We start from the raw sequence: 12,536 nt of genomic DNA on the forward strand, positions 1-12,536 counted from the left end.
TACCTCGGGCCCGCCTTTCCCGTGCTACTGGCCGCGGGGGCGCTCGTGGTCGAGGGCCTCTCCGAGGCCCGGCGCCGGCGCTGGGTGCGACCGGCGCTGCTCGTGCTGCTGGCGACGGGCGGCGCCCTCACGGCCCCTCTCGCGATTCCAGTGCTTCCCGTGGAGACGTTCATCCGGTACCAGCGCGCGCTCGGAGTCACACCCTCGGCCGGCGAGAAGAGCCGCCTCGGTCCCCTCCCGCAGCACTTTGCCGACCGCTTCGGCTGGCACGAGCTGACCAGTGAGGTGGCGCGCGTCTACGACGCGCTGCCGGCAGAGGAGCGCGCCAACGCGGAGATCGTGACGAGAAACTACGGTGAGGCCGGGGCAATCGACTACTACGGTCGGCGGCACGGCCTGCCCCCCGCGCGCAGCCCTCACAACAGCTATTACTTCTGGGGACCCGGCCGCGAGCGTCCGTCGGTCGTGATCCTGGTCGGCTGGTCGACCGAGGAGCTCGCCGCCTTCTGGGCCCAGGTCGAGGCGGCCGGTCGCATCGAGTCACCGTACGCCATGCCCTTCGAGACCCGCTGGCCCATCCACGTCGGCCGGGGACCGAAAGTGCCGCTCGAGACGGCCTGGCGGCGAGCCAAGATGTTCATCTAGGCTGTGTCGCGGAATTTGACAACTTCTTCGCCGGGAATTTTGTTCGCGACCAGAAGGCCGCATCACAGTTGAGATCGCCTCCCTTGGCATCAGCAATGCTGCCTTGCGGATCGGCACGGTTTCCGCGCCGTCACCGCCCGGGCAAGATCAATCTGACGGCCAGCTCCAGCTGGAGACAGCAAGTTCAAGGGGAGGTTCGCCATGAGCGTTCGCACGATCAAGCAGGCCTTGCTCGTGATCCTGGTGGGGGCCTTGGCAGCCCTGGCGAGCCCGAGCGCGAGCTGGGCAAGCTTTATCATTGATCCAGGGTTCGATCTCTTCCAGACCCAGCCGGGTACCTCCGTTGGCGGCGTGCCGTTCGTGGGCGTGCCACTGGGGACGTTTAACTTCGGGGGCGGGCCGGTCGGGACCGGGAACACCGACACCATTGTCCAGCGCCACGCCACGGCCGTGGCACCCGGTGGCGTACCAGGGGTGGCTCCGCCCATCCCGATCGAGATGCTCGCGCTGCACCTCATGAGCGCGGCGCCGACCAACTTCGGTCTAGGCGTGGGCACGTACTTCGTGACCCTGCAGAGTGAGCGAGGCGGACCGGCTAGCACGGGCTCGCTGACCATTACGTTCGGCCCAGAGGGTGCTCCGCATGGGACCTTCGGCTCGTTTTTCGACGTGTTCTTTGACATCCGTTTGGGCTCACTTACAGGTCCCATTGCCCTTTCGAATGATGCCATCTTGACGGCCAACGGCGTCCCCTGGAGTCACTCCCCAGGACCCGGCGCGGTCGAGATTCCGGGTGTCAACACCTTTCTCAACGGATCTGACCGACTTGCGGATTTCTGGTCCATTGGATTGTTCACGGAACAGCATCCCGGCCCTCCCGCGACGATCCATGTCGTGGCGAGCGCTCGTGTCCCGGGGCCCAGCACGCTCCTGTTGTTGGTCTTCGGCGGCGTGAGCCTGCTCAGCCACGGCTGGCGCCGCCGCACCCGCGCGCGCCCCTGAGGTCAGATCGAGAGGTAGCGATCGGTTTCTCAGAGAGTGGCTCGAATGCTACGGAGCGAGCATCATTTTCTGAACACTCCCTCTAGCTGGTCCACGACCTCGAGCAGGGCCAAACGAGCATAGTCGTCGAACGACTTCGCTAAGCTGACTTGAGAGTGGTGCCAGGCGCCTGGTGTCATTGCACCTGGCTACGATACTGCTGTGGCACGGCCTGCCGATTGTTGGTCCAGTTCGAGACGCCCTGCTCGTCGATCCAGCGGTAGAGCTGCTGAGTGGGGCGGGAGGGCACCGAGTTATCGAGTGGCGGCACCCCCGACGTGGGAGACTCCATCGGCGGCGCGGTCGGTGGGGGAGGCGGCGGACTCGGCACCGTCGGAATCCAGATCCATCGGTAGGCAATCGTCACGCCATCGCCCTGGAGACGGTAGCACCCGCCGACGTAGCAGACCTCCCGCTGGACGGACGGAGCCACGAGCAGCTGTGGCTGCGGCTGATAGACAGGATCCGGATACGCCGGGTAAGAATACGAGGAGTCGTAATACGGGTAGGAGTAGTAGGGAGAGGAGTAGTACGGGTACCCCAGAGCCGGGCCTACGAAGACAAAAGCGGGACCGAAGCAGCATCCGCGATGAAAGCGACCTCCATGGTGGAAGCCTCCGCCATGGAAACGCCCAGGGCTCCCATGGAATCCACCCCCAGGGCCCCCGTGGAATCCACCCCCGTTCGCTCTTCCCGCGTGGACCGGAGCGGGGAGAGCAAGGGCCAGCATCCCCACGAGCGCCAGAGTGATGATCTTCGGCATGGCAGCTCCTTCTCAACGGGCTGCCTGCATGCGCGTTCAGCCCGTGGTGGCGACTCGAGCGCGGGAGCGCCCGACTGGCGTTTGCATTCTAACGCTCGAGCCGGCGCCGTGGGTCCCTGGTCTCATCCTCCCTATGGGGCCCGCGGACCTCACTCAATTCGGACGCTGTTCTGCACCCTCGCGACATTTTTCGATCGCCACGGAGCCTAGCGGGAATCTAAGTAGCTGATTTCTGGCGGGCCGGAGGCTGGACTGTGTTTTGCTTCCAAGAGCATGGAGGTACACGATCACATGCTCAATCGCTCCCGGGTGCTGGCCGACGGCCTCCACCTCCCGCTAAACAAGCTGGCCCTTTGCCTGGACTGCGACGAATGCTTCGAGCTCGGTCACGCGGCCTGCCCCGCCTGCGGGAGCGCCACGTGGACCCCGGCCGCGCGCTTCCTCAAGCTGGTGTCGCAGTCCGAGGCGGCGCCTCGCGGGAGCAGCCGCAAGATGCACGCCCGCCGCGCGGCCGAGGACCTGGCCATCGCCAAGCATCTGCTCATCGTCGCGCGCCATCGGCGGGAGCTCTACGAGCAGATCAAGCGCGCATTCGCGGGGCACGAGACCCTACACGTCGTGCTCGACCGGCGCGTGAGCGAGCGCCGTCGCCGCAAGGAGCCGACGCTGCCGGATCGCCGCGGCGCCGACCGGCGTGCGCGCTCCGGGATCGACGAGCAGCTCCGCACCATCGGCTGGTCGCTCGTGCTGCTCGATCTCGCCAAGTCCAAGCGCCGCTAGCTGGAGCCTGCTTCCCCCTCAGCTAAACCCATCACCGCTACTTTCGGGTCGGTGGCTCGGCGGGAGCCGGGCGCTCGGCCGGTGCGGGAGCGGGGCGGGGGGGCTGCGGAGCAGGCCGCACCTCTTCTCGCTCACGCTTCTGCGCGACGGGCGGAGGCGCCGGCGGGGGAGGCAAGTGACGCGGAGCTGCGACCTCCTGCGCCGGCCGTGCAGGGGGCGGCGACTCTTGCCGACCGCGCTCCGGGACCGCGATTGCCCGCTTCTCTCTTCGTGTGTCGGGTCCACTGGGAGAATCAGAGCGCGTCGTGTCGCGAGGCTGAGGCGGCGCGGCCTTGGGCGAGCCCGGTGATGGAGGCGGCGAGGCCTGCTCGGCCGCGCTGCTCTTCTTTTCCACCGGCCCGGGAACGGTCTGGCCGGCGATGCCAGGGACGGTGCGCGGAGTCCGAGCCGGTCTGCCTTCTGGTGCAACAGCCGTATTCGCGGAAGGCGATACGGACCGCGGCGAGGGAACCAGTCGAGGCGGCGCAGCCGGCGCCACCGCCGGCGTCGTGGCAAGACCCTGGGCCTGGAGCGCCGGCCTCAGATCGCGAGGCGCGCGCGTCGCCACCACGGGGCGAGCCTGGATGGCCGCCGGTGGCTGAGCGGCAACGCCCGTCGCCGGCTGCACGCTGGCGGCGACGGGGCGGACCGCGAGCGCCCCGCGCACGGGCGTGAGCTCCTGCACCTGCGCTTGGTTGATCCGTGTCGGTTGCACCTGGCCCTGGCCGAAACGCTCCGCGGGCACACCCACGACCGCATTGGTCACGTGGACGTTCCGGTAGACCGTGATGTTGGTCACGTTGATGTTCGTGGTGCGGTTGACGACCACGTTGTTGACGACGCGTGGCCCGCCCCAGCCTCCCCACCAGGCCACGCCGACAAAGCCGGGACGCCCCCACCACGGGATCACCGGCTCGCCCCAGCCGAGTGGCGCCCAGTAGAGCGGGCGCCCCACGCTGACCGCGACGCCGCCGCCGAGAAAGACGACGAGCGCGGGGGCGTAGACAGGGCGGACGACGACCGGCCCGGGCGCCCACGCCCAGTAGTTGCCGACAAAAACCCAGCGGCCATAGTGATAGGGCGCCCAGCCCCACGGCGCATCATCGAGCCAGGTCCATCCGAAGCGGGGGTCCCAGATCCAGCGGCCCGTGCTGTACGGCACCCAGCCCACGGGCACCGTCGCGGGAACCCACACCGCCCCGTACGTCTCGACCGTGCGCCAATCGCCGTGCTGATTGAGCGCCTCGCCTCCGTACACGGCCGGCGAGACGTAGTGTGTGGTCGCGGGCTGGAGGAGGTAGTCCGTGCGCTGGTAGTTCCAGCGATCCCACGCGCTGAGCGGCGGCGCGGCCGCCATCTCCACCCGTGGCGAGTCCGTCCCCGTGATCACGACCTGCTGATTGGCCGCGACGGGCGTGGCGGCGCCGCCCGCGGGAGTCGCCGTGGCGCTGCCCCCGCGGTGGGTGTCGAACGCGGTGGACTCCTGGGTCACCTCGGCGTGGTAGTAGCCGGGGCGCTCGACGGTGAAGGCTCCGTGCGGCGTGTCGAGCTCGACCGTGTGTCCCGCCGCCAGCTCGCGCACATCGAGGGCGGCATGACCGGCGGTGACGCGGAACTGGACGAAGTCGGGCTCCTGGTTGTCGAGACCGAGGTGCGTGCCCTCGGAGGCCCGTACGAAGGCGCGCGGGCCGACCTGGATCTCGATATTGCCGCCCGGCCCCGTGTAGAGGAGGTCGCCCGGGGCCAGGGGCATGTTGACCTTGGCCGGTGTCCACTCCTGGGCGCCGGGGCGCCAGAAGGACACCTCGCCGTAGAGATAGCTCAGGCGTGCCGGCGTCACGTCGCTGGCCGGCGCCGGGACGGGCGCTCCCGGCGGAGCCGGAGGGGCGGTCGGCGCGGGGGGTGGATCGACCGCTCGCGCAACCCCCGGACCGCTCATCATGATCAGTGCCAGAAGCGCTGCAACGACTCTCCGTGCCGTCATGGGCTGACCCCTGTCTGTCATTCAGGTCGATTCTGGGACAGAGCCTTTCCCTTGAGTATCAGACGTGCCGGCTCGGCCAGATGTTTACATGCCATTGCTAGGCCGAGCGTCGCATCTCTGTCGACGACCGGTCCTTGTCGCTGGCGATCGTCACGCGGTCATCACGACCGGAAGGCTGAGCCAGCGACGTACCGCAACTGGTGCAGAATTTCGCGGCCGGTGAATTCGACCCCCCGCATCTCGGGCACGCATGTGCGCGCCGCTCGGCGGTCTCGGAGATGCGGCGCTTGATCGCCACGGCACCGAGGACCAGCGCCTCGGCGTTGTCGTGCAGGACGAGGCCGAGCCATACCGCCGTGGCCAGGAGCAGCAGGACGAACATCCAGCTCACGATGGTGACCGCTCTTTCGAGCAGGAACGGGTGGATCAGACCATACACCCCCGGCAAGATCAGAAGCGTCGCGAACGCAGGAAGACCTTCGTGGAGCAGACGTGACACCGGATCGCTCGCGCGTATCTGAGCCGCGGCGCGCCAGGCCGAGGTCCAGATCAGGGTCAGGGCGACGGCGAAGCCGAGGAGAGACACGGCCTCTCCCGCATTGAATCCGCCCGATCCGAGCGTCGCTTGCCGGAACACCTGGACCCCGCTGAGAATGCTGGCTAGCAGGAGGGCGGCGAGCACTGCGATCGCGTTTCGAATCGTCCACATCCACTCTTCACCATGCCAGCGCGCTATCGATGCCATGTCTCGCTCCCTTCTGATCGGCGCTCAATTTCCAGCCGTTTGTGACCGGGCCGGCCCCTGGCCAATCCGTGGGCCCTTCCGTACGGTAGAGGCAACCGCGATGCCATGAGGCCGGCCATCCCGGCGCGCGCACAGAATTGCATCTTTCTGCTGAGTTCGAGGCGCGGGGATGCGCTAAAGCTCGGCGTCCGCTCGGTACGGGTCGGTAAGCTTTACCTGATCAGGAGGTCCGCGTCCGCGCAAACCCTCGAGATCCCGTATAATGCCGAATCGGTCTCAGGAGCCGGTGCCCACGACGTCCAGACACGTGAAACGCTCCCGCACCCGATTCAGGAGTCGGATGTGATCGCGTATCTCTGCAAGCGGCTCGCGTGGGCCTTCCTCGTCCTCCTCGGCATCACGGCGGTCGTGTTCGTGGTCGTGCACCTCTCGGGCGACCCCGCCGCGCTCTACATGAGCCCCGAAGGCACCAAGGAGGACTACCAGATCCTGCGCACCGCGCTGGGGTTCGATCGTCCGCTGCCCGAGCAGTACGGGCTCTTCCTCTGGCGCGCCGCCCAGGGTGATTTCGGCCGCTCGCTGCGTCACCAGCAGCCGACGCTCCCGCTGGTGCTGGCCCGTCTGCCCGCCACGCTCACCCTGACCGCGGCCGCGATGATCCTGGCCCTGCTCCTGGCCCTCCCGCTCGGGCTTCTCTCGGCATTGCGCCGCAAGTCCATCCTGGACACGGGGGGGATGATGTTCGCCCTCGCCGGGCAGTGCATGCCCACGTTCTGGCTCGGCATTCTCCTGATCCTGGTCTTCGCCGTGCAGCTCCGGTGGTTTCCCGTCTATGGCGGCGAGGGCCCGCTGACGCTCGTTCTGCCCGCCGTCACCCTCGGGGTGTGGGCCATGGCGCGCACGGCCCGCATTACGCGCTCGAGCATGCTGGACGTGCTCCATCAAGATTTCCTGCGCACGGCGCGCGCGAAGGGCGTGGGCGAGTGGAGCGTGATCTTGCGGCACGCCCTCCGCAACTGCGCCATCCCCATCGTGACCGCGCTCGGCCTGGAGCTGGGCAACCTCCTGGGCGGGGCGGTCATCACCGAGGCGGTCTTCGCCTACCCGGGCATCGGGCGCCTGGCCGTGGAGGCCGTCATCAACAAGGATGTGCCCCTGATCCAGGCCGTGGTCCTGACCGTGGGCGCGGCCATCCTGCTCCTCAACATTCTGATCGACATGGTCTATGTCGCTCTCGACCCCCGCATCCGTCTTGCCTGATCGGTCGTCGCGCTCTTTGCGCACGCTGCGCGCGTCGGGCGGCGCGCGTGTCGGCACGGCCATTCTCGTGGTCGTCGGGATCTGTGCGATGGCGCCTCACCTGCTGGCGCCGTTCGATCCCGCCGAGCAGCGGCTGCTCGCCCGCTTCACCCCTCCTTTAAGTAGGGCCGCCGACGGCACGCTGGCCGTCCTGGGCACCGATCAGCTCGGCCGCGACATCCTGAGCCGCCTGATCTACGGGGCGAGAACCTCGAGTCTCATCGGGTTCGCGGCGGTGCTCCTGGCCGGCATCACGGGCACAACGCTCGGCCTCCTCGCCGGCGTGCGGGGCGGGGCGTCCGATCACACCGTCATGCGCCTGGCCGACATGCAGCTCGCCTTTCCGTTCATCCTGCTCGCCATCACGGTGATCGGCATCCTCGGGCCGAGCATCCGTAATCTGATCCTTGTGGTTGGCCTCAGCAACTGGGCCGCGTACGCGCGCGTGGTGCGGGCCGAGACGCTGGCCGTGCGCGAGCGGCCCTACGTGGAAGCCGCGCGGTCGCTCGGGCTTCCCGTGCCCCGCATCGTGGTTCGGCACATCCTGCCCAACGTGAGCGCCTCGCTCATGGTCGTGGCCACCTTCGGTATCGCCGGCGCGATTCTCACCGAGGCGGGGCTTTCCTTCCTCGGTCTCGGCGTGCCCGTCGCCATCCCGTCGTGGGGCGGCATGCTGGCCGAGGGTCGGCAATATGTCGACACGCGCTACTGGCTGGCGCTGTTCCCCGGCGCCGCGCTCTTCGTGACCGTGATGGCCATCAATCTCGTGGGAGATACTCTCCGCGACACGCTCGATCCCTATCTCTACTCGCGTCGAAGCCTGGAACAGCTCTGATGACCGGCCGACACCTGCCCGAAGGAGGGCCACGATGAACCGACAAGTCGCCATGGCGGGCGCAATGCTTCTGTGCCTCGCTCCCCTCACCCAGCCGGCCCATGCGCAGCCGAAGCCGGTCGTCGTCGTGCAGTCGGGGGAGGCGGCCACGCTCGACTGGCACATGCACTGCGACAAGAACGCGCACGAGCCCGATCGCCAGATCTTCGACACGCTGCTGCGCCGCAATCTCAAGACGCTCCAGCTCGAGGGCAACCTGGCCGAGTCGTGGCGCGTAGTCAACGAGACCACCTGGCAGTTCAAGCTCAAGCGCAACGTGAAGTTCCACAACGGCGAGCCCTTCGACGCCGCGGCGGTGAAGTTCAGCGTCGAGCGCATGCTCGACCCGAAGCAGGGCGCCCCCGGGCGCACCAGCATCGCCACCATCGACCACGTGGACGTGGTCGACCCGTACACGGTCAACGTCATCACCAAGGCGCCCTTCCCGCTTCTGGCCGTGCGGATGAGCCCGGGGCACTGCGGCACCGTGGGCATCGTGCCGCCCAAGTACATCGCCCAGGTGGGCGACGCCACCTTCGCGATCAAGCCGGTGGGCACGGGCCCGTACAAGTTCGTCGAGTGGGTCAAGGACGAGCGGCTGGTGCTGGAAGCCAACAAGGACTATCACCGCGGCGCGCCCGCGATCGAGCGGCTGATCTTCCGCCCCGTCCCCGAGCTGACGACACGCGTGGCGGCATTGCTCTCCGGCCAGGCCGACCTGGTGAGCGACATCCCGCCCGACCAGACGGGAAAGATCAAGTCCAGCAGTACCGCGCACGTGGAGATCAGCACGCTGGGCGGCTTCGTCATCATGGTGAAGATGACGAACTACCTGATGCCGGGCCCCTGGCAGGACGTGCGCGTGCGCAAGGCGATCAACCACGCCATCGACATGGACACGATCATCAAGACCGTGCTGGAAGGCTATGGCCAGGTGCTGGGCGTGCCGCTGGAGAAAGAAGCCTTCGGCTTCAATCCCAACATCAAGTGGTACGGCTACGATCCCGACCGCGCCAGGGCCCTGCTGCGCGAGGCCGGCCATGCCAACGGCTTCGAGATGACGCTGCACGCGCCCAACCGGCGCTACATGAACGACATCGAGGTGATGCAGGCCATGGCCCAGATGCTCACCAAGGTGGGCATCCGGGCCAAGGTGGAAGTCTGGGAGCAGAGCATCTACACGACCAAGTGGCGCAAGCGCGAGCTGCTCCCTGCCTACCTGGTGGCCTGGGGCGGCGCCGGCGTCTTCGACGGCGACCTGCTCACGAACTCGCTCAACTCCAAGTCCGCCCTGGCCATCTTCAAGAACGAGGCCCTCGACAAGATGCTGGAGGAGGCCCAGGCCACCAACGATCCGGAGCGCCGCAAGGCGATCTACTTCAAGGCGCAGGAGCTCATCTACGAGGAGGCGCCCATCATCAAGGCCTACCAGCAGGCCCACATCTTCGGCGTGAGCAACCGGCTCGACTGGAAGCCCTGGATCGACAACATGCTCTTCCTCTACGACGCCAAGCTGAAGTAGCCATGGCCACCCAGCTCCGCCATCTCCTGAGCCCGATCCCGCTCGGCCACACGACCGCCAAGAACCGCATCGTCTCCACCCCGCACGGCGCGGCTTACGGCGAGCACGGCGGCCTCACAGACCGCTACATCCGCTACCACGAGGAGAAGGCCAAGGGCGGCTGCGGCGTGGTGATGATGTTCGGCTCCTCCAGCATCCATCCGACTTCGGTCAACGACTGGGCCGAGATCAACAACTGGGACGACAGCATCATCCCGCAGTTCCGGGAGATGAGCGCGGCCATCCACCGCCACGGCGCGCTCTGCCTGTCGCAGATCTCCCACCGCGGGCGCCGGGGCCACTCCTGGTACTCGGGGACACCACTGTGGGCGCCCTCGGACACGCGCGAGGAGCGCCACCGCGAGTGGCCCCACGTGATGACCAAGGCCGAGATCCGCGAGGTGATCGACTGCTGGGCCGCCGCCGCCGTGCGCCTCAAGAAGGGTGGCTACGACGGCTGCGACATCCCCTTCTACGGCGGTCACCTGCTCGAGAACTTTCTCTCACCCCTCGCCAACACGCGCACCGATGAATACGGCGGCAGCCTCGAGAACCGGACCCGGCTCGGCCGAGAGGTGCTCCGCGCCGTGCGCGACGCGGTGGGCCGCGATTTCATCATCGGCGTCAGGCACAGCGGGGATCATCTGGTCCCCGGCGGCTTGACCAAGGAGGAGCTGCTCGACGTGGCGCGGATCATCGACGCCCTCGGGATCGCCGACTACTGGCTGGTGAGCGGATCCAACTCGGAGACGCTGCGCTTCGAGGCCATGGTCACGCCGTCCCTCTACCACCCGCACGCGCTCTACGCGGACCTGGCCGCGGCCACGCGCTCGGTGGTGAAGGTGCCCGTGATCCTGGCCGGCCGCGTGAGCACTCCCGAGCAGGCGGAGCGGGTGCTGGCCTCCGGCGTGTGCGACCTGGTGGGCATGACGCGCGCCATGATCGCCGACCCCGAGATGCCCAAGAAGGCCATGGAAGGCCGGCTCGACGACATCCGCACCTGCGTGGGCGCCAGCGAGGGCTGCATCGGCCGCCTGCGCATGGGCAAGTCGATCACCTGCGTGCAGAATCCCATGATCGGCCGCGAGGCCGAGCTGTCCGAGATCCATCCCGCGCAGAAGGCCAAGCGCGTGCTGGTGATCGGCGGCGGCGTGGGCGGCCTGGAAGCCGCGCGCCTCGCGGCGCTGCGCGGTCACAAGGTGACGCTGCTCGAAGCGGCGCCATCCCTCGGCGGCCAGGTGCTGGTGGCCGCCCGCGCGCCCAAGCGCGAGGACTACGCGGCCATCGCCCACTGGCTGATCGGCCAGGTGCGCAAGGCCGGCGTCGAGATCCGCCTGAACGCCCCCGCCGACGTGGCCGACGTGCTGAAGCTCGATCCGGAATCCGTCATCGTAGCGACGGGGGCGACCCCGCGTGTACCCAAGATCCCCGGTGTCGATCTGCCCCACGTCACCACCGCCTCCGACATCCTCACGGGACAGGTTCGCCCCGGCGCGCGCTGCGTGGTCGTGGACGAGGACGGCCACTTCACCGCCCCCACCACCGCCGACTTCCTGGCTGGCAAGGGCTGCCGCGTGACGATCATCACGCGCTACTTCATGGTGGGCGAGGACATCGACGAGGGCGTGCGCTCCGACCTCTACGCGCGCCTCTGTACCCAGGGCGTGGTCCTGCAGCCCATGACCGTGGCCACCGAGATGCTACCCGGCGCCGTCCGCACCAGGCACACCTTCTCCGGCGCCGAAGCCACCCTGCCCGCCGACACCGTCGTGCTGGCCTTCGGCGGCAAGGCCAACGACACCCTCTTCCACGAGCTCACCGGCAAGGTCCGCGAGCTCAACCTGATCGGCGACGCCAACTCCCCCCGCCGCATCCACGACGCCCTCCTCGAAGGCACCCGCGTGGCAAGAGCCATCTGAGCCACCTTTTCTCTCATCCCTCTCCAGGTGGTCTTTGCTTCCATCCCTCTCCCCCAGTGGGGGAGAGGGCAGGGTGAGGGGGTCGAGCCCGCAACCTCCCTCACCGTGTTGCGCGGGGGGAGGAGAGGGACGCAGTTCGAGAAGAGGGCTGAGTCATCGTAATATCGTCACCGGAGGAGAGCTCCTGGCGACGAAGAAACGAACGAATACTGAATCCAGTCACCTGAGCCGAGTGAAGAGGCGGTCACGGGCCCGACCCCTCACCCTCCCCTCTCCCCCACTGGGGGAGAGGGATGAAGCTACACATCCACGTATCTTGCGTGGAGGAGATGAGAGGACATGATCCAGCTTACGATCACGCAGGCCCGTCAGGCGCTCCTCGATCTGCCCGAGCGAATGGCGAAGGCCTCCGACAAGACGGTGAGCATCACGCGGCATGGCCGCCCGGTGTTGGCACTGCTGCCGTGGGAGCTCTACGAGAGCATCATCGAGACGCTCGAAGTACTGGGCGATCCCGAGGCGACGGCTGCCCTCCGATCGAGCCTGGAGGACATCCGCAAACTCCGCCTCGTCAACCATGAGACCGCCGTGAAGCGACTCGGCGGAGGTCCTCCGCACTTGGCCCGACGCATTCTGCGGCAGCGCCTGTTGGGCCGCTAGCCATGGACCAACCAAAAACCGCCAGCGTAGTCATCATCGGCGGCGGGGTGGTGGGCTGCAGCATCGCCTACAACCTGGCCCGCCGCGGCCAGCGCGACGTCGTCGTGCTCGAGCGCGAGACGGTGGGCAGCGGGACGACAAGCAAGGCCGCCGGCGGCATCCGCGCCCAGTTCTCGACGGAGACGGAGATCCGCTTCTCCCTCGAGAGCCTCCGCGTGCTCAAGAA

11 protein-coding genes are annotated in these 12,536 nt (G+C 67.8%); 9 read left to right on the forward strand and 2 right to left on the reverse strand.

The window, feature by feature from the left end:
* The 3 genes from VGT00_12550 to VGT00_12560 all read left to right on the forward strand — a co-directional run.
* On the forward strand, window positions 1–645 hold a 645-nt coding region (locus VGT00_12550), incomplete at its 5' end, for a hypothetical protein (GenBank protein ID HEV8532242.1).
* A 201-nt stretch (window positions 646–846) separates the two neighbouring features.
* Complete coding sequence (locus tag VGT00_12555) at window positions 847–1,647, forward strand: hypothetical protein (GenBank protein HEV8532243.1); 801 nt, start codon at window positions 847–849, stop codon at window positions 1,645–1,647.
* Window positions 1,648–2,740: 1,093 nt separating this feature from the next.
* Complete coding sequence (locus VGT00_12560) at window positions 2,741–3,229, forward strand: hypothetical protein (protein ID HEV8532244.1); 489 nt, start codon at window positions 2,741–2,743, stop codon at window positions 3,227–3,229.
* Between the two features lie 37 nt (window positions 3,230–3,266).
* Here the strand turns inward: VGT00_12560 and VGT00_12565 are convergent, their stop codons facing one another.
* The gene (locus VGT00_12565; GenBank protein HEV8532245.1) at window positions 3,267–5,108 is read right to left on the reverse strand and encodes a DUF6600 domain-containing protein; all 1,842 of its coding nucleotides are present in this window, start codon (window positions 5,106–5,108) and stop codon (window positions 3,267–3,269) included.
* 241 nt (window positions 5,109–5,349) lie between these two features.
* A complete protein-coding gene (locus tag VGT00_12570) occupies window positions 5,350–5,997 on the reverse strand; it encodes a zinc ribbon domain-containing protein (GenBank protein ID HEV8532246.1) in 648 nt (215 codons plus the stop codon).
* Window positions 5,998–6,339: 342 nt separating this feature from the next.
* Here VGT00_12570 and VGT00_12575 point away from each other — a divergent pair, with 342 nt between their 5' ends.
* The 6 genes from VGT00_12575 to VGT00_12600 all read left to right on the forward strand — a co-directional run.
* Window positions 6,340–7,257, forward strand: a complete 918-nt coding sequence (locus tag VGT00_12575; protein ID HEV8532247.1) for an ABC transporter permease — start codon at window positions 6,340–6,342, stop codon at window positions 7,255–7,257.
* A gap of 16 nt (window positions 7,258–7,273) precedes the next feature.
* Window positions 7,274–8,131, forward strand: a complete 858-nt coding sequence (locus VGT00_12580; GenBank protein ID HEV8532248.1) for an ABC transporter permease — start codon at window positions 7,274–7,276, stop codon at window positions 8,129–8,131.
* A 34-nt stretch (window positions 8,132–8,165) separates the two neighbouring features.
* Window positions 8,166–9,692: an ABC transporter substrate-binding protein gene (locus VGT00_12585; GenBank protein ID HEV8532249.1), complete on the forward strand. Its 1,527-nt coding sequence runs from the start codon at window positions 8,166–8,168 to the stop codon at window positions 9,690–9,692.
* 2 nt (window positions 9,693–9,694) lie between these two features.
* Window positions 9,695–11,650 (forward strand): FAD-dependent oxidoreductase, encoded by a 1,956-nt coding sequence (locus VGT00_12590; protein HEV8532250.1) that lies wholly within the window; start codon window positions 9,695–9,697, stop codon window positions 11,648–11,650.
* Between the two features lie 339 nt (window positions 11,651–11,989).
* Complete coding sequence (locus tag VGT00_12595) at window positions 11,990–12,310, forward strand: type II toxin-antitoxin system Phd/YefM family antitoxin (GenBank protein ID HEV8532251.1); 321 nt, start codon at window positions 11,990–11,992, stop codon at window positions 12,308–12,310.
* Window positions 12,311–12,312: 2 nt separating this feature from the next.
* Window positions 12,313–12,536, forward strand: a 224-nt coding sequence (locus tag VGT00_12600) for an FAD-dependent oxidoreductase (GenBank protein ID HEV8532252.1), incomplete at its 3' end; no start/stop codon positions are given.

Source organism: Candidatus Methylomirabilota bacterium, from assembly GCA_036002485.1.
Classification (GTDB): domain Bacteria; phylum Methylomirabilota; class Methylomirabilia; order Rokubacteriales; family CSP1-6; genus AR37.

What these genes read in the sequence shown, in the direction of transcription:
- VGT00_12555 (HEV8532243.1), top strand. Translation starts at nt 847, where the DNA reads ATGAGCGTTCGCACGATCAAGCAGGCCTTGCTCGTGATCCTGGTGGGG.
- VGT00_12560 (HEV8532244.1), top strand. Translation starts at nt 2,741, where the DNA reads ATGCTCAATCGCTCCCGGGTGCTGGCCGACGGCCTCCACCTCCCGCTA.
- VGT00_12570 (HEV8532246.1), bottom strand. Translation starts at nt 5,997, where the DNA reads ATGGCATCGATAGCGCGCTGGCATGGTGAAGAGTGGATGTGGACGATT.
- VGT00_12585 (HEV8532249.1), top strand. Translation starts at nt 8,166, where the DNA reads ATGAACCGACAAGTCGCCATGGCGGGCGCAATGCTTCTGTGCCTCGCT.
- VGT00_12590 (HEV8532250.1), top strand. Translation starts at nt 9,695, where the DNA reads ATGGCCACCCAGCTCCGCCATCTCCTGAGCCCGATCCCGCTCGGCCAC.
- VGT00_12595 (HEV8532251.1), top strand. Translation starts at nt 11,990, where the DNA reads ATGATCCAGCTTACGATCACGCAGGCCCGTCAGGCGCTCCTCGATCTG.